This is a genomic window from Enterococcus sp. DIV1767 (assembly GCF_050542585.1).
Lineage (GTDB): Bacteria > Bacillota > Bacilli > Lactobacillales > Enterococcaceae > Enterococcus_D > Enterococcus_D innesii.
The window spans coordinates 885,579-907,932 of sequence record NZ_CP172936.1 but is presented as its reverse complement, the minus strand read 5'-3'; the positions used below and the strand labels follow the sequence as shown (position 1 = coordinate 907,932).

27 protein-coding genes are annotated in these 22,354 nt (G+C 39.0%); 7 read left to right on the top strand and 20 right to left on the bottom strand.

Annotated features, from left to right (window positions below):
• The first annotated feature begins 20 nt into the window (after positions 1 to 20).
• On the top strand, positions 21 to 809 hold the full coding sequence (locus IGI78_RS04355) for a MerR family transcriptional regulator (RefSeq protein WP_195266010.1): 789 nt from the start codon (positions 21 to 23) through the stop codon (positions 807 to 809).
• 86 nt (positions 810 to 895) lie between these two features.
• Here IGI78_RS04355 and IGI78_RS04350 read toward each other — a convergent pair whose 3' ends face one another.
• Positions 896 to 2,668 (bottom strand): oleate hydratase, encoded by a 1,773-nt coding sequence (locus IGI78_RS04350; RefSeq protein ID WP_008377255.1) that lies wholly within the window; start codon positions 2,666 to 2,668, stop codon positions 896 to 898.
• Between the two features lie 245 nt (positions 2,669 to 2,913).
• Positions 2,914 to 4,557, bottom strand: coding sequence for an SH3 domain-containing protein (locus IGI78_RS04345; protein ID WP_077453567.1), 1,644 nt, complete (start codon positions 4,555 to 4,557; stop codon positions 2,914 to 2,916).
• 612 nt (positions 4,558 to 5,169) lie between these two features.
• On the opposite strand from IGI78_RS04345, the gene IGI78_RS04340 reads away from it, so the two are divergent.
• A complete protein-coding gene (locus tag IGI78_RS04340) occupies positions 5,170 to 5,310 on the top strand; it encodes a hypothetical protein (protein ID WP_170920126.1) in 141 nt (46 codons plus the stop codon).
• Positions 5,311 to 5,655: 345 nt separating this feature from the next.
• Here the strand turns inward: IGI78_RS04340 and IGI78_RS04335 are convergent, their stop codons facing one another.
• The 4 genes from IGI78_RS04335 to IGI78_RS04320 form a co-directional block, all read right to left on the bottom strand.
• On the bottom strand, positions 5,656 to 6,114 hold the full coding sequence (locus IGI78_RS04335) for a GNAT family N-acetyltransferase (RefSeq protein WP_081118375.1): 459 nt from the start codon (positions 6,112 to 6,114) through the stop codon (positions 5,656 to 5,658).
• Between the two features lie 72 nt (positions 6,115 to 6,186).
• Positions 6,187 to 6,486 (bottom strand): MazG-like family protein, encoded by a 300-nt coding sequence (locus IGI78_RS04330; RefSeq protein WP_195266012.1) that lies wholly within the window; start codon positions 6,484 to 6,486, stop codon positions 6,187 to 6,189.
• 152 nt (positions 6,487 to 6,638) lie between these two features.
• A complete protein-coding gene (locus tag IGI78_RS04325) occupies positions 6,639 to 7,952 on the bottom strand; it encodes a PTS sugar transporter subunit IIC (RefSeq protein ID WP_010747619.1) in 1,314 nt (437 codons plus the stop codon).
• 12 nt (positions 7,953 to 7,964) lie between these two features.
• On the bottom strand, positions 7,965 to 9,344 hold the full coding sequence (locus IGI78_RS04320; RefSeq protein WP_430618529.1) for a glycoside hydrolase family 1 protein: 1,380 nt from the start codon (positions 9,342 to 9,344) through the stop codon (positions 7,965 to 7,967).
• A 199-nt stretch (positions 9,345 to 9,543) separates the two neighbouring features.
• On the opposite strand from IGI78_RS04320, the gene IGI78_RS04315 reads away from it, so the two are divergent.
• A complete protein-coding gene (locus IGI78_RS04315; protein WP_034868333.1) occupies positions 9,544 to 10,242 on the top strand; it encodes a GntR family transcriptional regulator in 699 nt (232 codons plus the stop codon).
• Positions 10,243 to 10,306: 64 nt separating this feature from the next.
• On the opposite strand, the gene IGI78_RS04310 is transcribed toward IGI78_RS04315, so the two are convergent.
• The 3 genes from IGI78_RS04310 to IGI78_RS04300 form a co-directional block, all read right to left on the bottom strand.
• Positions 10,307 to 11,626 carry a glycosyltransferase family 2 protein gene (locus IGI78_RS04310; RefSeq protein ID WP_195266016.1) on the bottom strand — a complete coding sequence of 440 codons (1,320 nt, stop codon included), beginning with the start codon at positions 11,624 to 11,626 and terminating at the stop codon, positions 10,307 to 10,309.
• On the bottom strand, positions 11,626 to 12,132 hold the full coding sequence (locus tag IGI78_RS04305; protein WP_195266018.1) for a hypothetical protein: 507 nt from the start codon (positions 12,130 to 12,132) through the stop codon (positions 11,626 to 11,628). Before IGI78_RS04305 ends, IGI78_RS04310 begins: the two co-directional genes overlap by 1 nt.
• A 95-nt stretch (positions 12,133 to 12,227) precedes the next feature.
• The gene (locus tag IGI78_RS04300; RefSeq protein ID WP_430618528.1) at positions 12,228 to 12,974 is read right to left on the bottom strand and encodes a YcjF family protein; all 747 of its coding nucleotides are present in this window, start codon (positions 12,972 to 12,974) and stop codon (positions 12,228 to 12,230) included.
• A 399-nt stretch (positions 12,975 to 13,373) separates the two neighbouring features.
• Here IGI78_RS04300 and IGI78_RS04295 point away from each other — a divergent pair, with 399 nt between their 5' ends.
• The 4 genes from IGI78_RS04295 to IGI78_RS04280 all read left to right on the top strand — a co-directional run bounded on the left by IGI78_RS04295 (position 13,374) and on the right by IGI78_RS04280 (position 15,086).
• A complete protein-coding gene (locus IGI78_RS04295; protein ID WP_016610551.1) occupies positions 13,374 to 13,571 on the top strand; it encodes a hypothetical protein in 198 nt (65 codons plus the stop codon).
• A 425-nt stretch (positions 13,572 to 13,996) separates the two neighbouring features.
• Positions 13,997 to 14,326, top strand: coding sequence for a hypothetical protein (locus IGI78_RS04290; RefSeq protein ID WP_430618527.1), 330 nt, complete (start codon positions 13,997 to 13,999; stop codon positions 14,324 to 14,326).
• A gap of 11 nt (positions 14,327 to 14,337) precedes the next feature.
• Positions 14,338 to 14,628, top strand: a complete 291-nt coding sequence (locus tag IGI78_RS04285) for a DUF5960 family protein (protein WP_430618526.1) — start codon at positions 14,338 to 14,340, stop codon at positions 14,626 to 14,628.
• Between the two features lie 188 nt (positions 14,629 to 14,816).
• Positions 14,817 to 15,086: a hypothetical protein gene (locus IGI78_RS04280; protein WP_430618525.1), complete on the top strand. Its 270-nt coding sequence runs from the start codon at positions 14,817 to 14,819 to the stop codon at positions 15,084 to 15,086.
• A 29-nt stretch (positions 15,087 to 15,115) separates the two neighbouring features.
• On the opposite strand, the gene IGI78_RS04275 is transcribed toward IGI78_RS04280, so the two are convergent.
• The 11 genes from IGI78_RS04275 to IGI78_RS04225 form a co-directional block, all read right to left on the bottom strand.
• Positions 15,116 to 15,400: a hypothetical protein gene (locus IGI78_RS04275; protein ID WP_430618524.1), complete on the bottom strand. Its 285-nt coding sequence runs from the start codon at positions 15,398 to 15,400 to the stop codon at positions 15,116 to 15,118.
• Positions 15,381 to 15,857: a hypothetical protein gene (locus IGI78_RS04270; protein WP_430618523.1), complete on the bottom strand. Its 477-nt coding sequence runs from the start codon at positions 15,855 to 15,857 to the stop codon at positions 15,381 to 15,383. The genes IGI78_RS04275 and IGI78_RS04270 overlap by 20 nt, the downstream gene beginning before the upstream one ends.
• A 3-nt stretch (positions 15,858 to 15,860) precedes the next feature.
• Entirely contained in the window at positions 15,861 to 16,256 is a 396-nt protein-coding gene (locus IGI78_RS04265) for a DUF6941 family protein (protein WP_430618522.1), read from the bottom strand.
• A gap of 1,864 nt (positions 16,257 to 18,120) precedes the next feature.
• Positions 18,121 to 18,816 (bottom strand): lysozyme, encoded by a 696-nt coding sequence (locus IGI78_RS04260; protein WP_430618521.1) that lies wholly within the window; start codon positions 18,814 to 18,816, stop codon positions 18,121 to 18,123.
• Positions 18,817 to 18,838: 22 nt separating this feature from the next.
• Positions 18,839 to 19,495: a peptidoglycan amidohydrolase family protein gene (locus IGI78_RS04255; RefSeq protein ID WP_008377774.1), complete on the bottom strand. Its 657-nt coding sequence runs from the start codon at positions 19,493 to 19,495 to the stop codon at positions 18,839 to 18,841.
• 101 nt (positions 19,496 to 19,596) lie between these two features.
• Complete coding sequence (locus IGI78_RS04250; RefSeq protein ID WP_167827155.1) at positions 19,597 to 19,977, bottom strand: transcriptional regulator; 381 nt, start codon at positions 19,975 to 19,977, stop codon at positions 19,597 to 19,599.
• A 45-nt stretch (positions 19,978 to 20,022) separates the two neighbouring features.
• The gene (locus IGI78_RS04245; RefSeq protein WP_430618520.1) at positions 20,023 to 20,805 is read right to left on the bottom strand and encodes a peptidoglycan amidohydrolase family protein; all 783 of its coding nucleotides are present in this window, start codon (positions 20,803 to 20,805) and stop codon (positions 20,023 to 20,025) included.
• A 38-nt stretch (positions 20,806 to 20,843) separates the two neighbouring features.
• On the bottom strand, positions 20,844 to 21,089 hold the full coding sequence (locus tag IGI78_RS04240) for a phage holin (RefSeq protein WP_086299260.1): 246 nt from the start codon (positions 21,087 to 21,089) through the stop codon (positions 20,844 to 20,846).
• An 11-nt stretch (positions 21,090 to 21,100) separates the two neighbouring features.
• Positions 21,101 to 21,565, bottom strand: a complete 465-nt coding sequence (locus IGI78_RS04235; protein WP_430618519.1) for a hypothetical protein — start codon at positions 21,563 to 21,565, stop codon at positions 21,101 to 21,103.
• A 58-nt stretch (positions 21,566 to 21,623) separates the two neighbouring features.
• A complete protein-coding gene (locus tag IGI78_RS04230; protein ID WP_430618518.1) occupies positions 21,624 to 21,872 on the bottom strand; it encodes a hypothetical protein in 249 nt (82 codons plus the stop codon).
• Between the two features lie 41 nt (positions 21,873 to 21,913).
• The gene (locus IGI78_RS04225; protein ID WP_430618517.1) at positions 21,914 to 22,327 is read right to left on the bottom strand and encodes a DUF1617 family protein; all 414 of its coding nucleotides are present in this window, start codon (positions 22,325 to 22,327) and stop codon (positions 21,914 to 21,916) included.
• Between the last annotated feature and the right edge of the window lie 27 nt (positions 22,328 to 22,354).

Sequence of the window (22,354 nt, the reverse complement as noted above, 5' to 3'; positions counted from 1 at the left end):
TAAAGTCAAGGAGGAACGCCATGAAAACCAAATTAAAAGTATCGGAAATGGCACGCTTAGCGCGGATCAATCCTCGGACACTCCACTATTATGACGAGATTGGGCTATTTCAACCAAACAGCAAAGACGAGCACGGGTATCGGTATTATTCCCTTGATCAACTATTGGATCTCGGATTGATCCTATCACTGAAAGAATTATCGATGCCCTTAAAAGAGATCCAAACAGCGTTGCAGGGGGATGCCGAGACCATGAGAAACTTATTGGAAGCCAAGCGGCAAACCATCGATGAAAAAATTCAGCAGTTGAGCAACATCAAAAAAATCATCGAACGAAAAGCGGCGGATTTGCGCCTAGCTGCAGAAAAAACTTCCCCCTTCACCTTGAAGGAACAGCCAGAGGAATATTTCTCCCTTAGTCCTAGATTAAACGGTAGCTCCATCCCAGAGATGATCACCCAAGCCTACGACCTTTTGATGGCACAGCCTTATCTTTTCTCAAATAACGAATATGGTTTTATGATTCGGACGAACAAAGACGATACGCAAGACATCGACTACGTTTACGTGCGGCAAGAAGAACCACAACGTGCTTCCTTCGTGAAACCGGCAGGATACTATTTAACCGCCATTTATCAGGGGGATGACGAAGGATTGAAGCAGTTCTATCAAAAACTCAAGCAGCTGATTGCGACGCACCAATGGCAAATCGATGACTACTTCTATGAACGATCGATCCACGAAACGACCCTTAGCAACGAGCAAGCTTATTTGACAGAGATCCAAGTACGGATTTTATCTGAGGAATAAGGATCGTTCAAACAGCGTTGGAAAAGTAAATAAAAGACGCAACGACCACGAGCAGTTTCTTTCGCCTCGTTGTCGTTGCGCTTTATTTAAATCAAATGGTTTTCTTTCAACAGATCGCCAATGTAGGTATGTTCGGTTTTCTTAACGAAGCCCTCCAAGAGTTTCCGTTCGATAAACGGCAGCTCCATTTCCGTGATTTTTTTCTTATCGGTCAGATAATAGACAGCTTTGGCCAAAGTACGTAGATCATAAGCGGAAGCAAACACTTCTGGTACCCCGCGTTCCACATCTAATAGCTGATAAACAGCCTCCATGGCGGTCCGAACGGAATATTCTGTTGTAAATACAGTGTCTCGTTCAGTCTCTGCGAAATTACCGATAAAGGCTAAGTTTTTGGAGCCATTTGGAATAACTAATGGCCGATCACCTGGTTCACGCAGCATGAAGTAAGAAGTGATAAACGGCATGTATACTGGAACTGCCACACTTGATTCTTTTGAAATGCGTTGGATTTCTGCTTCCGGCACGCCTAAATGGTAAAGCAGTTCTTGCACGATTTCTTGTCCAGAGCATTGTTCAATTGGTTTTTTGATGTAGTTTCCTGGCGTATTTGACAACAATCCATACACCCATGTGATCGTTTGTTGGTCTTTTTGTTCTTTAAAGTGCGGTTGGCGATGGGTCGCAAAGCTCATCATCCAATTGGAATCTTTGATGGTGATGATCCCGCCAGTGACGATTCTGCCTGTTCGTAACTTGCGATGGGTCAATTTTTCTAAATAAGGTTCCACATCAAAATTCTGCCAAGTAACAGTTGCCGAAACAAACCAGCTTTCTTCAGGTAAGTTTTCATAAAAGACTTCTGGATGACCAAACTCAGGCGATTGCGCCGCCAAGTTTTTCCATAAACGCCAGCTGCCACCAGGTGCTTTTGAGATAGGCGCTGGGGTATAATGGTCCCCTTGCGTGGAACTTTCAGTGATCGATCCGTTGGTAACAAAGACCAAGTCATCTTCTGACAAAGGAATTTCTTCGATTGCTCCCGCTTTTTCTAGCACAAGTTTTTGAGCAACTTTTTCCTCGCCCACGATCCGAACATCGATATTGCTGACGGTGCATTCATATTGGAAGTCAACTCCTTGTTCTTCCAAATAAGCAAGTAGTGGTTTGACCAATGACTCATATTGGTTGTAACGGGTAAATTTTAACGCAGTAAAATCAGGCAAGCCATCGATATGGTGCACAAAACGCAACACATAGCGGCGCATTTCAATCGCCGAATGCCATTTTTCAAAGGCGAACATCGTACACCAGTATAGCCAAAAATTAGATTCAAAGAATTCTTCGCCAAAAACATCTTCGATTTTTTTCCCGATCAATTGATCTTCTGAAGTCATAAATAATTGGGTCAATTCTTTTTGTGCTGTAGCAGACAACGTAAATTCTCCATCATCTGCTGCTCGTTGACCGCGATTGTGGATAATCCGACAGTTAGACGAATTTGGATCATCGTGATCCAACCAGTAAAACTCATCTAACACCGAAGCATCTTCCACCTCCAAGGATGGAATCGAGCGAAATAGATCCCACAGGCACTCAAAATGATTTTCCATTTCGCGACCGCCGCGGGTCACAAATCCATCATGGGGAATGAATTTTCCGTCTAATGAACCGCCTGATAAAGAAAGTTCTTCAAGGACGTGGATTTTCTCACCCGCCATATGGCCGTCACGGATCAAGAAGACTGCCGCAGCAAGTCCTGCTAATCCCCCACCAACAATATAGGCTTCTTTCTTTTCGACATCTTTCGGTTTTCTGCTTCTTGCAAAAGCTTCGTAATTTCCGTTCGTATATCTCATGTAGATCCCTCCTAATATTGGTACGTTTTTATGGTATCAGTAACTTTTTTTTTTGACAAAAATTTGTACTAGTAAAAACAAGATATTTTGACAAATCGGCCTTTTTGTCAAAAAAAACAAGGGCAATGTCCCATCTTTTAGAAGATCTGCGCCCAGCACAAAAAGCGCCCCTAAGAAAACTGATTGCAGCTTTCTTAGGGGCGTTTCTAACAAAGGACAAACCCTTTGCCTTTTCAATGAAATATTTATTTCACACGTAGAGCGAAGCTAGCAGTCGAAAAGCCTGATTGTGCTTCGGTGACTGTATAACCCGTGCTTGGCGCATGGATATAGCTTGTATTACTTGTAGCGATCGCTACGTGGTAGGTATTCCCTTTTTGACCCCAGAACAGCAAGTCGCCAGCTTGTGCTTGCGAGACAGGAATGATCGTCCCTGCGCTTTCTTGTGGGACTGTCCAATCACCGATGTTTTTGCCCGTCACTTTTAAGAAGACGTAGCGTGTAAACCCAGAACAGTCGAAGACATCTGGTCCTTTGCCTCCCCATTGATAAGGAGTGCCGATATGTTTTCTAGCTTCTGCAACGATCGCTGCTCCATCCACGCTCATTGGAACATTGGTATTGCCTGCGTTGTTATTGTTGCCAGGAGTCGTTGCACTGACTTCTTTGACATATGCTGCAGATACCCAGCCACCCGTTGATAACTTATACCAAGTGGTATTGCCATTGACTGACGTGCCTTGTTTTTGAGCAACTGCTTTGAAGGTCGCATTGCTGCCCAAACTGCTGACTACACTTGCAGAAGTTGATGCATTTGAGCGGACATTCATACCAGTGGTTGTTTGGAACGTCTTATTGATGGCTTGCTCACTCGCATTGCTTGAGCCGTTTGATGAGCCAGTATTGTTTGAACCTGTGTTTGAATTATTATTATTACTTGTATTTCCAGAACTAGACGTGACATCACGCACATATGCCGCTGTGATCCAGCCACCGGTCGATACTTTGTACCAAACATTGGTGCCGCCAACGGATGTGCCATTTTTCTGGGCAACGACCTTCACCGTCGTGCTGTTGCTTAGGCTGCCAACGACACTGCCGCTTGTTGAGGCACTCGAACGAACATTTAATGCCGCTGTTGTTTTCACGTTCTTGCTGATAGCCGTTTCTGCAGAAACACTTGTATTGCCGCCAGAAGAACTATTGCCTGTGGAGCTACTGGACACATCTTTGACATAGGCTGCCGTGATCCAACCGCCTGTGGACAATTTGTACCAAGTGGTCGTGCCATTCACCGATGTACCACTCTTTTGTGCAACGACTTGTACTGTCGCATTACTGCTCAAACCGCGTACGACACTAGAACTTGTCGTTGCATTTGAACGGACGTTCAATGCAGTAGTCGTTTTCACTGATTTCGAAATTGCTTTTTCCGATGAAGAAGACGACGAATTGGACGAGCCTGTATTGGCAGAAGAGGAGCCTGAGGTGCTCTTCACATAAGCCCCTGAGATCCAGCCGCCTGTTGATAGCTTATACCATGTTGTATTGCCATTCACTGAGGTACCGTTCTTTTGAGCCACCGCAGTGATTGTTGTATTTGCTCCTACACCACTTACGATAGAGGCACTTGTTGAAGCATTTGAACGAACATTCAGTGAAGCTGTTGTTTTAAATTGTCGATTGATCGCCGTTTCAGCTGACGATCTGGCAAGAGTAGCAGTTGTGTTGGTTGATGACGAAGCGTTCGTCGTTTCGGTCGCATGAGCAAGAGACGTAAAGACACCTGATGTTGATGCTAACGCTGCTGTGATACCCAATCCTTTTTGTACGAAAAGGGACCGTTTTTGTTTCACTAAACGCTTACGTTTGATTTTCCGAGATTCCAATAAAACACCCCCTGTACCCCATTTTAACAAAAATTAATATTTTTTGATATTGTTTTCGTTTTGTATTTTTTTACTTTACGTTTAATAAAACGTGTCATTTATTTTCCTGCGTTATTCTTTTTGATCACTTTCTCTTTGGTGTTGCTCAATGGCACTCTATTTACAAAGATTTCTATAAACTACAGAAAAACGCTATTTCATTCAACGTTATTTTAATTCGCGAATAAAAACAGGAATTTTTTTGCAAACAAACCCACTTTTTGAAAAACAAGACTGTTATTTGAATAACATTTCTTTTCTTATCCCATTCTTCAAAAATCGATACTAAAATCACCCATTTATCATTCCTTTTTTACACAAGGGATCCTGTGAAAAAGTTTTTTCAAAAAGAATGCTTCTTTCACCAGTGTGATCGACGCTATGATGAAATCCTGTTACATCGCTTCCAACTGGATACGAATTATTTGATAGAGAAGTCACTCACTTCTACCGAAAGAAATATTTTCACAATTTATTTTATTCAAAAGATTATAATACCAAGGATAAAACCAAGCATTTGCATGAGTTTGTGAAATCGTGCTATACTTAAAAAAAAGGAAGAGGTGACCGAGTATGAAAACAAAGACGAAAGAAAAAGTTTATGCTGAACGACAACATAACTATAAAACGAAAAAAGAAGAGATTTTCAAAAAAGCCCTAGATTCCGTACAGACCACAGACAAGAAAAAAGAAGAACAGAAAAAGAAAGCGTAGACTCCTGCGTTTTCTTTTTCTGTTGATCTGTAAAAAGACGAGGCTTCGCCGAAGGGTTGCGAGTCTCGTCTTTATTGTAATCGAAAAAAAGCAGGCTATGATACTTTCTATCTCAACCATTGCCAAGTCACCTTGAAAATCACCGAATGACTACCATCAATGCAGTAAAGGGAAATACTTCCTCAAAGAAGCGACAGTTTCTTATTTCAACGGGGATCAAGCACAATATTTAGTAGGCGAAAACACGTTCCTACAACATATTGTGGATAAACCTATTGAAACTGTGCATAACTAAAAAGCCTGCGATTTTTTTCGCAGACTTTTTTATTTATTGACATGCTTGAATTAATCTAGAGATAAATAATAGCTCACATTATCTGGTAGCGGTTTAAAGCCATTCTTTTTATAAAAATCCGCTGCGGGCATACTTTCTTCAGTATCTAACAGGATCGTTGGGATCTCTTTCTTGAGTAGATCCTCTTTGATCCTTTCTAAAAAAGTGGAACCTAAGCCTTTTCCTTGGTGCGTGCCAGTAATTAAAAAGGTATCGATCACATACTCTTTTCCTTGATACCAGGGCTTGATAAAGCCTAAAGAAAGACCAATCAATTCATTCGATGCTCGATCTGTTAGTCGATAACCAATAAAAGTATTCATTGCCATCATTGATGATACATAGTCGGTGATTTGCGGCACTGTCAATTGGTCATTCCATGGTTCTGCTGAAAATACAGCAATATAGTGGTCCACGACTTCTGCTAAATCTGCCGTTGTTAATTCACGCATGCTTACGTTCTTTTCCATCCTATCTCCTGCTTCCATTTCTATTTCGGTAAGAGCCTATACTCGTAGAATCCACTAATTTTTCTGCGTGTATCAATCATCGATTCGTTTTGCATAGCCATTGCCATAACTGGTATAACGGCGCTTTTGGTTGACGGCCATTTTTTTATGAATCTCTGCTTCAAGATCGATGGAAAGGATTTCCGCTAACCCAAGAAGATAAATCGCCACATCCGCCAATTCTTCTCCTACCTCTTGTTGCTTCCGATACGCGTCAAAGGCTTCCCCTATTTCACCATATAAAGCCAAAAACTCTTTTTCAATATTTGTGACATTGAATTGGTGATCGATTTTGTTTTGATAGATCGCTTTTTGCATTTCTGATAGTTTCATAGTCGCTCCTTTTGGGATAGTATACCATTTAATTAAAGTTCAAAATAGAAACTTAGTAAAAAAATCACCTCAAAAAATAGTGACCCCCAAAACGTTAGAATTTTGTTCTAACTTTTGTAGGTCACTCTAGTATAGGATTCATCCTGTTTTGTTTATTCTGCCCGCTCCAATTCAGCAGATTTGATTGCAACCCGTTGAGCGATTTTTAGAAATGGAAAATAGATTGCTACACAGACGACGATGATGATCACCTGAACCAAAACAACTTTGAAATCCCCTTTTGATGCCAATAATGCACTAAGAATTGGCGGTGTCGTCCAAGGAACCATGACTGAAAGTGGCTCAATGAATCCTACTGCGGTAGCAAAGTAGCCAATCAACGTTGCAACAATCGGACTTGCAACGAAGGGAATGATCATTGGTAAATTGAAGACGATCGGTAAACCAAAGATGATTGGCTCATTGATATTAAAAATACCCGGAGCTAGGGATAGATTGACGACATCCCGAAAAGGTTGGTAATTGCGGACGAATAAGAGCACTGCAATGATCAAACTGATCGTAAATCCAGTCCCGCCTAGTTGAGCGAAAACCGTCACGAATGCTGAATTTAAGATATTGGGCGGCGCAGCGCCTTCTTGCACGGCTTGCATGTTTTCATTCATATTGACTAACAGCAATGGATCTAACAAGGTGCCATTGATGACGGTTTGGTGAATGCCTAAAGTAAACAGAAAGTTGCCCGTTGAATAGATGATCAAGAACCCAAAAATCGATGTGTTCAATAAACGCAGTGGTTCTTGGATCACTGTTGAAATGATTTGAATCAGATCGGTATCAAAGGCTGCTAGCACGGTCGCAACTACGGCAAAGAAGGAAATCACTAAAATAGCAGGGATCAACGTACTGAAGGATTTGCTGACGGCAGGAGGAACTTGATCCCCTAAATTGATTTTTAGGTGCTTGTTTTCTGACAGTCGAATAAATAATTCCGTGGCAACTAACCCACAAATGATGCCTGAAAACATCCCTTTGGTCCCGACATCGTCAAATAGCATCACACCACTGATGGTCACTTCTGCTTGAGCGCCTTCTGGCATCACGGCATGAGCCATCGCCAACATGACCACTAAGCAAGTCGTTGCCACAAAGGTTGCATTGATGGCGCTTGGATTATTTTTGTTGCGGCAAAGAAAATAAGCGATCATCGGGGCGATCAGCAGACCGGCGATATTCAATGTTCCATTGGTGATGGAATTGCCAAACACTTGCATTCGCGCCAAGGCAGCCCCTTCTAAAAACCATGGAAAAAAGACATTATTAAACAACACAGCGATCCCTGCGATAATAAAGGCAGGCATTAAGGTCGCAAACGCATCACGAAGACTTTTGAGATGAACCTGATTGCCGAGACGGACCGAAAACTCTGTAAATTTATCTAAAAACGTGCGCTTTTCTGCTGCCATTTTCTGTTCCTCCTATTCTGTATATGGGTTTGTATAGATCGTACTACCATTCGTTTTGATCACTTCTTTGAACCATTCATACGATTTTTTCGGCACACGTTTCATATCTCGCAACTCATGATTGCCACGATTGACATACACAAGTCCGTATCGTTTCTCCATATCACCTTGGGAGCTCAAAATGTCGATCAGTCCCCAGCCAAGATAACCAAGACAGACCACTCCATCTTCCACCATCGCTTCAAACATCGCTCGAATATGCTCTTGATGGTAGGCAATACGGTAATCATCTTGAATCGGTTCGTTGCCATTCCAATGCTCTCTGACACCAATTCCGTTTTCAATCGGAAACACTGGCAACCGATACCGCTGATAGACTTTATTTAAGACATCACGGAAGCCGAGCGGATCAATTTGCCAGTTCCATTCCGTTGTTTCAATATACGGATTGTCTTGTTTTCCAAAAGTCATGTACCGATTCGGCGGCGTTCCTTCAGGAATTTTTTCAGCATTCAAGGTAGAAGAAGCATAATAGCTAAAGGCAATGTAATCATTTTTCTGCGCTGCGATCGCTTCTAATTCCCCAGGTAAAATATTCATATTGAGTTGATGATTTTTCACGTATCGGTCTTGTGCTGCCGAATAATTGCCGTGCGCATAGCAATCTAATAAAGTAAAATTCGCAAATTCATCAAACTCTCTTGCTGCTTTGATGTCTTGTGGACGACAAGTCGCTGGATACGCTTCAGAATACGCCAGCATGCCGCCAATCTTCGCATTTGTTGTTTCATGTAGATAGTTACAGATCTCTGCATGGCAAACCATGACATTGTGGAAAATTTGATACAATTCTTCTGTTGTTTCTTCCCCTTCTAAATAGCCGCTGATCTTAAAACCATGGTCTTGGTGGAATAGATTTTGTTCGTTAAAGGTTAACCAATAATGGACTTTATCCGCAAAACGATCCACCATTTCTTTTCCAAAGCGAATGAATGCGTCCTTCACTTCTTTGCTGATGAACCCGTTATAGGTTTTCGCCAGATGCAGGGGCATATCAAAATGATACAAACAAATCATGGGCTCGATTCCTCGAGCTAACAGATCATCAATAAAACGATCGTAATAGGCGATCCCTTCTTCATTAAAGGCACCATCTCCATCGTGAACGACCCTTGACCAAGATATTTGGAAACGATACATGTTCATCCCCAAATCTTGCATATAATCAAAGTCTTCTGTATACGCATGATAGTTATCATTTGCTACATGCCAATCGCTAGCCTGTTCCGAAGCTTCCCGTATATCATAAACGGATAAGCTTTTACCACCTTCATTCCAACCACCTTCTGTTTGCATACTGCTGACACTGTTCCCCCAGTAAAAAGTTGTCATATTGATTCCTCCATTATTTGTATTCGCTTACAAACTCTATTATAATTAGGTGCAATCGGCATGTAAATTTTTCGAAAACACATGTAAAGCTTTTTCTGTACATGTGAATTGCAGTTGATTCTTTGGTGATAGAGTTTGTTTTTATCCCCTTCAAACAAAACTCAAGTCCATGAATTTTTTTACATAAGGAGTGATGACTATGACAAAATACAAAGAGATCGTTGATCAGTTGCGGACGAACATTTATGAAGGTGTTTTTCCAGCTTTATCAAAATTACCGGAACAGACTGCGTTAGCCAAACGATTTCAAACCTCGCGAATGACGATCCAAAAAGCGCTAAATCAACTGAAGCAAGAAGGCCTGATTTCCACCAAAAGAGGTCATGGCACCTATGTCAATTCAGCAACCTACCAAGGACAGATCAATGAGTATATCGGTTTAGTCAACCGATATGGCGGACGGCATAAAGTGCAAAGTAAAATCATTAGTTTCAATGTTCGTTTCCCAGAAGCCAACGAAATGGATTACTTGTCCTTGCGAGAAAACGAACCTGTCTATGATATCGTACGACTGCGCTATGTTGATAACGAACCCTTTGAATTGGAGTACACGATCATGCCCATCAAAACCATTCCCGATATTGATATGGCGATCCTTGAACACTCGATCTATCGATATATCACTGATTCCTTACACCTCAAAATAGGTCCCGCCATACGTAAAATCCGTGCCGACAAAGCAGATTCCTATGATATCAAATATTTAGAAGTCGATCCCAATGATCCGATCTTAGAATTGGAACAAGTTGCTCGTCTCTCCGACGGACGGCCCTTCGAATTTTCGCAAACTCGTTATCCTTACCAAAATCGTGAGATTTACTATCTTTCTGAACCTTAATGGCAAAAAAACAAGCCTGAAGAAAACTCAGACTTGTTTTTATTGTCTAGGAAAGGTGAACTCGTTAAGATTCTTCGGTTTTTTTCGCCGTTCGCTCGGGACTGACCCAAACGCCGCTGCCGTAGCCGAGGATGGTTTTGACGGCTGGTATAAAGGTAGTGACAATCGTTATGGCATTGATCATCCAGTAAAACAGCATGTAAAAAGGGGCAAAGCGAAAATACTTCAGCTTGCTGCGGTTATCATCCGCCAAGAGGCTGGTAAATAGCTGCATGACCCCCGCAATCATCTCAAAACAAACGAAGAGAAAGGCCATCGTAAACATATGGTAGATCCGCTCGTAATTCCCAGTTGCCCCATAATAAATCAGATAAAAAACAAACAAAGCCGAAGACAACCAGAAAAAGAATGACCAGATAATACTTAAGGACTGATCCACAAACATGGCGGTTCGACCGATATTTTCAAAAGGGTGTAAGAACACTTTTTTAAAATTGGTCAACCACACTTCCGTTCCGCCTTTCGCCCAACGTTTCCGTTGCCGATAGAGCATCTTGAGGGTTTCTGGTACCTCCATGAAAAACATCACTCGTGACGCAAATAAGGACAACCAACCATGGAATTGGTGGTCCCAGGCAATACTGATATCTTCCGTGGCACGATTTTGTCGAAAGAGACCAACATCCATCAATGCGGCTCTACGATACATTGTGTTGGCACCACTATAGGCATAGATGACGCCGAAAACGGCTTGCTGGGTCCGTTTGATAATTCCTACGATACTTGAAAATTCAACGGTTTGTGATTTCCCGACGATGGTTGTGCGATTTTGAACGTCCATATTCGCCGTAATAGCAGAGATATTGATGGAATCTTGACGGATAAAATAATTGACATATTTCCACAATGCATCAGGTTCAGGGACCGTATCTGCGTCGTTACTCAAGATCAATTCCCCATTGGCAAACCCTACCCCAATATTAAAGGCATGAGCTTTCCCTTGGTTTTTTTCGATACGCAAAACCCTTAGATTCGGGTACTGTTCCATCAAGCGATCTAGTATCACAGGAGTTTGATCCGTTGAGCCGTCATCCGTCACCAACACCTCATAGTTGCTGTAGTTTATGTTATTCATTAAGTAATGAATCGTGTCTTCAATAACGATTTCTTCATTGTGAGCCGGTACCATAATGGTGATCATCGGTTCGATTTCTTCGGGAATCGGTATCCACTCCAACTGACGGTAGCGGAATAAAAACCGATTGCAGATCACCCCGATGAACCAAGCAAAACCTCCTAATATCGGATACGTGAACAGAATCATTAAAACAACCGTTAAAAATGTATCCAGCCACGGTAACCCAGTATCAAAATTGACAACCATCAGCCCACCCCATTTCTTCGGTAAAGATCCCGGATCTCAGTTTCTCCAATGTTTTGCTCAGGAGCAACGGCATAGTACTTGGCAGCGTGACGCTCTTCTTTCGTCCCGAAGCGTTCTTCGTAAAATTCTTCTAATACTTCTTTGCGTTTTTCTAAGGCAACTTCGTCATGCATTGATTGCTTTTGCAACAATCGTTTGAAGCGGCGGTTGTTCCTCAAGGTCAATAAAGTAAACGTCAGAACCAAGACCAAAAACGAAATTCCTAAGAACAACGCCAAAAAATCAAAAGTCACTGCTTCTTCCAGATATGTCCGAAAGGCGATCCGATCCGCCAGATTCGGTAAAGTCAGCGGGATGGCCAGCCAGACAAACGGAACCAAGACCATCAGCCAAGCAAGAATCGTCAAAATCGTTTGGCGGGTCTTTAAAGCGGAAGGACCTTTTTGAAAATACGCATCGGTGACCAACCGTTCTTTGACTTCTTCCCGTGTCACTCGTTGTTTCATTTTACTCACTCCTTAAAAAGTATTTTTTTGCTGTGAAGAAAAAGAAGCAACAAAAGCAAATCGTCTGGACCTGCTTCGTTCTTCTTCTGTTTGTTTCACTTAGATTTCTTGCCAACTTTCAACGCATTGAACAGCGTGTAAAATTGGCCTTTAAAGGACATCACTTGCTCAAACACATCTTCCCCATCATTCAGCATCTTGACAGTCACCCAGCCTAATGCTTCGGTGATACCACTAGCCACACTGGCATTGATTGCAGCTCCAGCAACGGTGCCGACTGCTGGGACAAATTTCAAGATATTGCCAACGGCACTGCGACCAAAACTCACAACGACTAGCTCTTTCGAAATACTTTTCGCTAACCCTTCACGCCATGTTCGCCCAAAAATACGATACAAACGTGCCATCATCGTCATTTGAACTGGCACAAGTAACACTGCATCTGAAAAGGGAATCGGTGAACAGCCGATGATCGCCGCCGTCAAAGAAGCCGCATGGATCGTGCGGTGGGCTTTTTTTCGTGTTTCATCATCTACGCCAACTAAAAACTCCTCAAACACCTGATCAAATTGATCCTTGCTTTTCGCTAACACTTTTTCCGCCTGAGCTTTTGATCCGTCATAGCCTTTCATCACCAGGGCAGCCGATTTTTTCGGCATTCGCTTCATGACATCCGCAAAAAAAGAAGTAAACTCCGCTTCTTCTTGCAGCTCTTCTCTCGTTTGACTTTGCTCGACTTGAACGGACTGTTCCGTTAATAATTCATTTTCGTTTTGCTTCTTTTTGCGTTTTATCCATGTTTTTTTCAAAGAAATGTCTCCTTCTTTCGACTCGTTGTTCATTTAAAAATCAAAGTGAGCCATGATTTTGTTCCTCTTTCTATTTTAGCTCAGGTTTTTCAAGATAGCGAAAATGTAGCTTGAGAGAGCTTACACTTGCTAAAAAATGCAAATTTGCATCTTCAGATTATTTATTTATATTATCGTTTTTTTATGCTATGATACACAAAAGGAGTGGATCGAATGAAAAAGAAATTGAATTGGAAAGTCCTTTTTTATCTAGGCTTATTGACTTACTTTCTTTTAAGCGGGATCTTCGCATTCTTTGGCGTCGAAATACCGTTTCTTTATAAACGTTGATCTTCACGTTTTCTCAGAACCATATCATTCAACTCTTTGCTCTATGTTAAGAGAATCCATCATTCTATCGTCCATTCAATCTAATCAGAAAAGGTGATTTTCTTGTCCATTTTATTTGATCTATTGCAGCTGCTTGCCGTTATCTGTATCGCGTATTTATTGTTCACAAAAAACCATTTCCTCAAACAATTAACTGCTGTTCAGAAAATGGTCTTTGTCGTTTTATGTATTTCGGTGATACTGCCGGCTCTCTACGAATTTATTACTGGTTTTGCGCAGGGATTTTGGGAACGGTTGTGATTGACGTTCCTTACAAAACTCGCTGCCTTTACAAGACAAATAGATAGCTTATATCTACCAATCCTTTCTCCTTTTATTCAAGCAATGAACCAATTCTTTGGTGCTTAGAATACTAAGAAGAAAGGTTTTTTGTCTTTTTCTGTGTTGAAGTATTTTTTGATCGCACAAAAAAAGAACCCCTCAAAAGAGGAGTTCTCAAGGCTTGCTTACATCATGCCGCCCATCTAAGGTTGTCTGACACACTCATTTACACTAGTATAAAAATGCCTATATAACAGCCTTTTTAACAATTTCAATTATAAAAATAAATCAACTAGTTCGAACTAATAAAGTTATTTTGCCCCTTTTTTGCCCCCTATTCTTTATTTAAACCCTTTACAAAACGAACAAACGTTCGTATACTGAAGATGAAATAAACAGGAGGAGTGGCCAAATTGAAATATAATGATTTTAAAAATCTTTTGGAAAACCGTCTATCTGGTTACGAAGTATTTATGCAAAAAGCCGAGGAATTCCAAATTGCTAAGAATAAATTGCGTTCTGGAAAGGCTAAGTGGAACGATAAAAAAGTTAACAAAGCAATTAACGGTATGTGGGATCAAGCTGCACAAAATATCTACCAGACTGTAAAAAATATGGATAAGATTCCAAACAGTCGATCATTAGACCCTTACAATGATTGGCTTAAATTTATGGAAAGTAGAAATCTGTTTGAAGTACTATCAGATTCTCTTGCTGATGTCGAAATGGAGTAGGAGTGATTGATATGCAAATACCGTTAGCGCATCAAAGAACCTATGCTTTTGAACGTTACTACTACGAGTTTATCGAAAGAATGGGGCCAGCTCATCTATTATACGATCAATTCGCTAAAGCTATGGATAATTTCGGGAAACCCTACTTTACGGTACCCTGCAGCTACAGTGGATATCCTAAAGAATTAGCTTATGTATTTAAGAAAGACGGAGATAATTATCTGTTCGATCACGTTAGAACGCAAGACAAGATTCTTCGAAAATACGATCCTAACATAAAATACAAACCGGGCGGGAACTGAAATGAATCTTATTACTCAATACGAGCAAGGCTACCTACCTCTTTCTGAGTTCATAAATGAATTTCCAGACAGTATTTCTGAGTCCCAGGAATGCTTATTCGGCACAAAATGTGTCGAGTTTTATGTCGCTGTCGCACTAGGGAAAACGGATTGTCGCTATCATGTACAAGATTATGGAGGCAATTGTTATGAGAACGATGAAAGGCTATGTATCGAAGATACGTGTGTTGAAGATGAGCAAGACCCCTTTGGTGCGGTTTTCGCTTAACGAAGTTAACTGCTTGATTGCTGCACACAGTTTGAACTTCCTAGCCGATGTGGATGAGGGAATGCAAATTGTGATTGCTGGTGGGTATAATGATAGGAGACAGTTTGTTGTGAAAAAGTATTCGGTGATTGGTAAAACGAAGATTATGATTGAATTTGAAGCAATGAAAAAAGCTCCGCACTCTATTTGAGTATGGAGCTTTTGATAGGAATAAAAAATTTAGATATTTTCCTTTACTAAACTTAAAGCTTTATCAAAATTAAAAAGATTGTACGTTTTCAGTTGCATGTCTGTACCAATATTTTTTTTAAAATCTGTGACTTGAATTCCGACAACTTCATTAGTATACTCATCAAGAGCAATTTCAATATTATCCTTCAAAGTTTCGAAGTAGTACTCTGTATCTGGATTGTTAAATACTCTTAATATATCGAAATCAGGATCATAGCTAATGAAGAAATCGTTTGAGTAAGATTCTTTATAATTATGTTTGATCAACATCATAAATTAATCTTCTCCCTTCATTAATTTCCTCGCTAACTTTACCTCTTACCATTATTGTACACACTTCAAATGTATTTTCAATCTTTTTCGAAGGTTCCGTAACAAAGGCTAATGGTTTTATTTTAGATACTTTTCCAAAGTCTAAATTCATTAATTTTATATATAAAAGTCTATCATCATGTTCCTTATCTTGCAATATATAAGATGGATTCTTTAATACATTCTTTAATCTGTTGAAATTTTCAGGTAAACTTAAATAAGATCTATCTTCATGTGATCCATCTTTTCCCAAAATATGATATTGAAATGTATTATTCCAAAGTAGAATTTTATTTTCCAAAGGATCTGTGACTTGGAAAATAACTTTATTTTCTTCTTTTTTTGTTTCAATAATTTCTATTTTATTCGATTCAATGTTTACCTTTAATAGAGATATCTGATTCTCTTCGTTACCCATATACTACTCCTGGATAGCTAAAAAAGCTTCGAATTTAGCTCTAGTTAATTCTCTTCCATCTGCTTTTACAACTATACTATATATTCCTTGTTCTTTAATTGGTATCTTCCTTAAATTCAAGACTCCATTCATTGTCAACCTATCATTGTACGAATCTTGGGGAGGTCTACTGTTTTCCCCCTCAAGAATATTGGCAACCTCATTTCCTTTAGAATCTTCAACTACTACTTGCATAGTAAAACTTTGTTGCTCCTCTATTCCAGATATAGTTAAAAGAGCATCAAAGGCGATAAAAGCTGGATATGACAAAGCTGTATATACTGTCCCTGGATTCGATATGACATAATTATTTTGTTCCTGAGGGAAAATATTTTCAGCCAAACACAAATTACCTAACATGAAAAAACCTCCTTTTTATGTATTATACCCACATCAGATCAGTATTTACAATACCTACTTTATCAACAAGTTATTGTATCATTAATTATTATTCATTTTACAGCATGATAACTTTTAGTTACTACGGACACAATAAAATACTCTGTTCATAAGAGAAAGAGATATGATCATGAATGATTCTAAAAAATAATATTTTCATAATAAATTTCAAATCTACGACCGAACAGTTATGAGTCATCTGCTCTAACCAACTGAGCTAAAAGTACAAGCAAAAAACCAACCATCTCCATAGAGGAGTAACATAATTGAATGAAAATTTTTTTATGAATATTGTTTTTCAAATTTCAAGTTGGTTAAAAAAAGCTGCATACTTCTCTAAAAGTTTAAAATCCGGCTCGAAGTTTTTTCTGATCAATATTTTATCTCCCAAAAATGATTTTCGAGATGTTCGCGCTATCTTATGATAAACATCATTTTTTATTAAATAGTCTAATTCTTCATTAATTGTCTCGAGGTTGCTTTGATCAGACGAAGATTGAAAGTAGCGTATCGAATTGTACTCCAGGTGTTTTGCACTATTAATTACTTTTCTATAATGTAATTTATCAACTTTCATAGAATCACCTCTAATACAAATCTAACGTAAAATTAATCTTTTATCAAATTTTTAGTTTTGATAAAAGATTAATTCCATAAGTATAATAATAGTTATGACCAAATTATAGGATAATTTCTGAAGATAAGTAGATAAATTAGACGACTTTCTGAACAATAATATCTATTAAGTAAGAACAATGATAAAATAAATACGAAGAGTACTGGTCGCAGTCCAGAAAACTTCCCCAAGTTTCCGCCTAACGCTCTTTTTGTGCATATTGCACTATATAATAATATTTTTAAAGTAAACTTTTTTTCAAGTGAATTTGTTTGAGAGAGGAATTTAATATGACTAAAAAGCAAACTATAATATTTATCTCAAAAATGCTCTTGTATTATGTCTTAATTATTTTGATTGTTTCTTTAATTTCTGGTAATTTTACTTTCTCGCACTTTCTATTCAACGATATATTAAGTCCAAAATCGTTCATTGTACTTTTTGGAATTTTTCTATTTTATAATGAAAAAAAGAAAAACTTTTAACGTAATTCAGGCAGAAGTTGATTCCCCTCTATAATTTATCTGAGTTTATGTACAAGCCCTCCTACTCAATTAAGAGAAGAGGGTATTTATTTACCATGGTAACTTATCGTTATTAAGCGTCCGTTGTACTGCTTTTACCATATTAGAAGTTGGACTGATGGTGCCATCTTGTATGGTACCCAAAGCTTTGTGCATTGCTTTGATTGTATTCTTTCCACAAAGTCCATCGACTGCACCATTGTAATAATCTTTTGCTCAAAAATAACCCACCCTCAAGGAGAGTGGGCCTGAAAAAAGATATAAAATGAAGTAGCCCCGGTCAAGGCTATGACTCCATTCTACAAGTTAATATTTTTTGTTTCAACAAAAAACATTAACTATTCTGCCTAGAGTGGACTAAAAGAAAAGTAAACAAATGAAAAATTGGATTGGTTGGTATGAATCTACGATACATCTTTTATTAATTAAACTGAACCAATTTATGACGATTTTCTAATCAATAATATCTATTACATTGAAATAATGCTAAAATAAAAAAATCGAAGAGTACTAGGCACACTTCCCCAAGCATTACCGCCTAATACTCCTCGTAGACTATTGCACGCACCTACTAATCTATAGGATAAACTTAGTTACCGCAAGTATATTAACTTTTGAAGGAAATAAACAAAGGCTCCCTACTCTAATTTGAGTAAGGAGCTTTTTATCTAGAACGAATCAGCTGTTAAAAATCAGGTTTACGATTCAAAACATTCGCAAGACGGTTATAATAAGGCGCAGCGTCTGTCCAGTTTGTTAAGAATGGGACTTCTTTTCCTGTATTCGCATGATACACTTGTCGAATTGCTCTCATTTCATCTTCGTGTCCAATTGCATATGCATGCTGACCATTAAACCAACGCACAGGCGCATTTTTATTTGCTTGATAAAATACCCACATCAATATTTCCTCACTTTCATTTACTGTATTGTCATTTATTGGTGTTAAAAATAAATCAGTTTCAAGTTGTCTTCGTGTCACAAGCCCCGGTATAACAGAGCCATTTCCATTTACATATTTTTTCATTTCGTTAGCTGCTGCTTGCCAATTTTTTGAATTAATATAAGTTAGCAGTGTAGAGCCCTGTAAAATATTTACACCCAAATTAAAGTGAAAACTTGCTAGTGCATCGAACTGGTTTTGGTTCAACTCTACCGTAACGTATTTATAAATACCGGGTAAATGGTTGTCTATATCCTGCTTCAGAAAATTGTTTGCTTGTTCTAAAGAAATAGTCATTCCAGCATATACACCTTTTGTATGACCATATCCTATTGTCCAAACACCAACAGAATCTTGGTACGCAGTCAACCTTAATCCTTCGAAGCCTTTGATCAACTCAAAACCATTCTGAGATAGTTTCATATTTTCATTAGCCATACTTTCTCCTCCTCCTGACGATTTAGAAATCAGGTTTTCGATTCAAGACATTGGCCAAACGATTATGATAAGGAGTTGCATCAGTCCAATTTGTCAAAAACGGAACATCTTTACCTGTGTTCGCTTTATAAATTTGCTGAATTGCTTTCATCTCATCAGCGTGACCGATAGCATATGCATGCTCTCCATTGAACCAACGAACTGGTACATTTTTGTTTGCTTGGTAAAATACCCACATTAACATTTCCTCGCTTTCTGTATCTGGCATATTTCCATCATCTGCATTATTCAATCTATAATATTCAGTTGGTGCTGGCCCCATTCGTCCATCTGCTACAGTTGATCGAATGTTATTATCATATGCATTGCAATGAATGATTGTACCGTTATCTAAAAAGACTCCCGTATGCCCATCATTTGCCCAATACTTTGATAAGAAAATGTCACCTCTGCGACATTCTGCTCGTGAAATTTTTTTTGCGATAGGCGGTAAAGTTGTATCGTGTAACGATCCGGTCCACCCCATACTTCCCACTGGGATAAATCCACCAGCGATCAAAGCGAAATACACTGCGGAACTACAGTCATAACTATTAGGTCCCAAACGTCCATCTTGGCTGTAGTTTACTTTACCTTCTCGGTCTTTAAACCACTGAATCATATTATTTATACTACCCAAATTTAAAGCCTCCTTTGGAAATATATTTCGTGCGTCCACGAGTTTGAAACATGTTCCCTATCTCCACTTACAGTATAAATCGAAGTATGAATCAAAAGAGGTCAAACCGATAACCAGCCTAACCTCTTTGCAATTTCATTAATAAATTCCGCATCTCTTCTCTTTATAGTAGATTCGCTTAGAAAAGTTTCCGCAGATACAACCGCTATACATTTTTTCGAATGACCATTGTAGTACTTCACATAGAATATATCTCTAACATCAAGTGTTGAATCTTCTAGAACACCATTGACCACTCTTAAAAATGATTTGTAAAACAAAATTTGATTCATTGTCCAACTTGGATTTTCTTCACCTAATGGGTACTCCATATAAGGATTTCTATCTGTTGCAATAATATCCGAGAACTCTCTAAACGTTTTTTCTATTTTTTTATATTGCCATAATATACTGCGAATGTGTGCCCTAGTTTCATTAGTCATGCTGACAACTCCTATCAATGGTTTACAATTATTTGCGAAATTAGTTTAAGGTAATTTGTTGTTGTTCAATGCTTTCTGTAGTGCAGAAACCATGCTCGAAACAGGACTAATAATACCGTCTGGCATAGTACCCAATCGTTTTTGGAATGCTCTGATAGTCGCTTGGCCCATTAGACCATCTTGTGTTACACCCAAATACTTTTGCAATGCTACAACAACATTTGAACCGATCAAAGAACTATCGAATTGAGCAGCATAAACGTTCTGATTAAATTTCTGCTTGTATTGGTGGCTTATAATGCCATCTTTGCCAGCAGTATCAAAGTATTCTTGCAAGCGTCTCGCCGTAGCATTGCCGAATTGCCCATCGATTGCTAATTGAATCATCTGTGGATTGTTTTCGGTAGGTTTAACATCACCGGATGCAACAATTCGATAAAAATGATGCGTTAACCGGGTACTCATGTATGAATCATGACTATCAGTATGGATTCCGTTCCAATAATACGAACAATGAATGAAACTCTTATTGCTTAGGAAAAGACCTGTATGCCCACCTGACCCATTAGACTGACCAGGAGTACCAGCAACGAAGATATCTCCTCGTTTCACTTCTGATCGGCTGATTTTTTTCAGTTTAGTACCTGACATTGCAAATAATGTTTCTGTGTTTCCCATCGATTCTCTAGGTAAGAACCCGCCAGCTATCATGGAAAAGAACACTGCAGAAGAACAGTCATAGCTTTTAGGTCCTAAGCGACTTGTCATTGAGTAGGTTACTTTACCTTCACGATCAATCATCCATTTAATCATTTGTTCAATATTCATTTTGATCATCCTTTCAAATTAAAAAGAGTAGCTAACAGCTACTCCTTCTTGTCGGTAAACTCCTGTCCATCACCATAATCTGGTTTTTGTTCATCTTGATACTGGCTGCTAGCGATATTCAAGAACACACCAGCTAAAGTTGCAGCAGCCGTGATCGTTCCAACAATGATTTCTGTTGAGAATCCATATAAACCACCTAGAGTTACGATAAATGCCGTGACACCCGGCACGCCAACGGTTAAAACTTTTTTAGCTAAATCATACTGTTTATTAGTTAATTTCATGATAGTTCCTCCTAATGTTCATCTATTTCTTTTTGTTGCAAAATACCTTCATCACGTACATTCAAATTAGATACCTTAGCACGCAACGTGTCACCAGTTCCATTTCCGCCTAGATTCTTATAGGCTTCAAATAGATAATCAAAGTTGTTCAACTCACCAACAGTGATATACCCACGTTTGATATACTCATCTGCTTTGTTCCATATTTGATTATGGAGTGAAGCCTTCTCAGCTTTGACGATTTTCTGGCTTCTGATCTCAGCCATCGCCTGATAATCCTCTACATTTTTAAGGCGCTTATCTTGTTCCGTATTTGCTGTTTCTAAGGCTGTGATTGTTTGTTCCCTAAGATCATTCTCAGCCCTTTTAGCTTTAACTAATTTAGTGACCCATGTACCAACTCGCCAAAGTGTAGCCAATAAACCGCTACCGAACAAAGCAGCCCAAAAGCTATTGATTTCCAAAAGCTCTTTCATTCTAAATTCCCCCAACTGGACATATGCCACCTGCTTTCTAAAAGGAAAAGGAACAAGCTTACGCTTGTCCCTCAACTTCTTGTAATAAATCATCTTCTACTGTCCAAACCTTATCTTGGAAATCTTCGACATCCTTGCGGCATTCTACGCGATTTTGTCGATACAAATCTTGATTCTCAATCTGTTGATTGATATTCGTATTGCCAGCTGAATCTGTCGTTACAGTTGCCGAAAAATAAATTACACGCTGACCGTTTATTCTCGAATCTCCAGTAATACTAATTGCTTTCTTTACTTCTAATACCATGATAGTTTCCTCCAATATTTTTTATTTAATAAGGACACTGATTACTCAGTATCCTTTTTTTCAAATTCATCAAGTAATCGATCATAGACTTCTGCATCTTTTCCTGATAGCATGCCATCGTAATCATCCAAGATTCGAGGAATTTCGTCAAAATTTCGGGCATACATACCACCTTCAATAACAACTTCTTCTTCCATGAGGATTGTTTGTTCCTTGTTAAATCCAGCTACATCTTTCGCATCCTGATCGTCGCCATCTTTTAGTTGCCCATTTTCATCCAACAAACTGAATTTTTCCATGAGTGCCTTTTCTTCATCTGACAATTCTTTGAACGCTTCTCTAATCCGCTTAACTAATTTTGTACGATGACGACTGTCCTTATTTGCTTTGAGAGTCATACCTTCTAAGAAATTGATTGCTGGCGCTAACTCGTTGTTCTTCAATGTGATTTTCATTTGAATTCCTCCATAAAATAAGAGCTA

What these genes read in the sequence shown, in the direction of transcription:
- IGI78_RS04240 (WP_086299260.1), bottom strand. Translation starts at nt 21,089, where the DNA reads ATGAAATTAACTAATAAACAGTATGATTTAGCTAAAAAAGTTTTAACC.
- IGI78_RS04265 (WP_430618522.1), bottom strand. Translation starts at nt 16,256, where the DNA reads ATGTTAGGTAATTTGTGTTTGGCTGAAAATATTTTCCCTCAGGAACAA.
- IGI78_RS04300 (WP_430618528.1), bottom strand. Translation starts at nt 12,974, where the DNA reads ATGAACAACGAGTCGAAAGAAGGAGACATTTCTTTGAAAAAAACATGG.
- IGI78_RS04275 (WP_430618524.1), bottom strand. Translation starts at nt 15,400, where the DNA reads ATGATGTTGATCAAACATAATTATAAAGAATCTTACTCAAACGATTTC.
- IGI78_RS04340 (WP_170920126.1), top strand. Translation starts at nt 5,170, where the DNA reads ATGAAAACAAAGACGAAAGAAAAAGTTTATGCTGAACGACAACATAAC.
- IGI78_RS04245 (WP_430618520.1), bottom strand. Translation starts at nt 20,805, where the DNA reads ATGAATATTGAACAAATGATTAAATGGATGATTGATCGTGAAGGTAAA.
- IGI78_RS04310 (WP_195266016.1), bottom strand. Translation starts at nt 11,626, where the DNA reads ATGGTTGTCAATTTTGATACTGGGTTACCGTGGCTGGATACATTTTTA.
- IGI78_RS04260 (WP_430618521.1), bottom strand. Translation starts at nt 18,816, where the DNA reads ATGGCTAATGAAAATATGAAACTATCTCAGAATGGTTTTGAGTTGATC.
- IGI78_RS04235 (WP_430618519.1), bottom strand. Translation starts at nt 21,565, where the DNA reads ATGAAAGAGCTTTTGGAAATCAATAGCTTTTGGGCTGCTTTGTTCGGT.
- IGI78_RS04305 (WP_195266018.1), bottom strand. Translation starts at nt 12,132, where the DNA reads ATGAAACAACGAGTGACACGGGAAGAAGTCAAAGAACGGTTGGTCACC.
- IGI78_RS04325 (WP_010747619.1), bottom strand. Translation starts at nt 7,952, where the DNA reads ATGGCAGCAGAAAAGCGCACGTTTTTAGATAAATTTACAGAGTTTTCG.
- IGI78_RS04285 (WP_430618526.1), top strand. Translation starts at nt 14,338, where the DNA reads ATGCAAATACCGTTAGCGCATCAAAGAACCTATGCTTTTGAACGTTAC.
- IGI78_RS04315 (WP_034868333.1), top strand. Translation starts at nt 9,544, where the DNA reads ATGACAAAATACAAAGAGATCGTTGATCAGTTGCGGACGAACATTTAT.
- IGI78_RS04270 (WP_430618523.1), bottom strand. Translation starts at nt 15,857, where the DNA reads ATGGGTAACGAAGAGAATCAGATATCTCTATTAAAGGTAAACATTGAA.
- IGI78_RS04350 (WP_008377255.1), bottom strand. Translation starts at nt 2,668, where the DNA reads ATGAGATATACGAACGGAAATTACGAAGCTTTTGCAAGAAGCAGAAAA.
- IGI78_RS04230 (WP_430618518.1), bottom strand. Translation starts at nt 21,872, where the DNA reads ATGGTATTAGAAGTAAAGAAAGCAATTAGTATTACTGGAGATTCGAGA.
- IGI78_RS04280 (WP_430618525.1), top strand. Translation starts at nt 14,817, where the DNA reads ATGAGAACGATGAAAGGCTATGTATCGAAGATACGTGTGTTGAAGATG.
- IGI78_RS04330 (WP_195266012.1), bottom strand. Translation starts at nt 6,486, where the DNA reads ATGAAACTATCAGAAATGCAAAAAGCGATCTATCAAAACAAAATCGAT.
- IGI78_RS04320 (WP_430618529.1), bottom strand. Translation starts at nt 9,344, where the DNA reads ATGACAACTTTTTACTGGGGGAACAGTGTCAGCAGTATGCAAACAGAA.
- IGI78_RS04335 (WP_081118375.1), bottom strand. Translation starts at nt 6,114, where the DNA reads ATGGAAAAGAACGTAAGCATGCGTGAATTAACAACGGCAGATTTAGCA.
- IGI78_RS04250 (WP_167827155.1), bottom strand. Translation starts at nt 19,977, where the DNA reads ATGACTAATGAAACTAGGGCACACATTCGCAGTATATTATGGCAATAT.
- IGI78_RS04355 (WP_195266010.1), top strand. Translation starts at nt 21, where the DNA reads ATGAAAACCAAATTAAAAGTATCGGAAATGGCACGCTTAGCGCGGATC.
- IGI78_RS04225 (WP_430618517.1), bottom strand. Translation starts at nt 22,327, where the DNA reads ATGAAAATCACATTGAAGAACAACGAGTTAGCGCCAGCAATCAATTTC.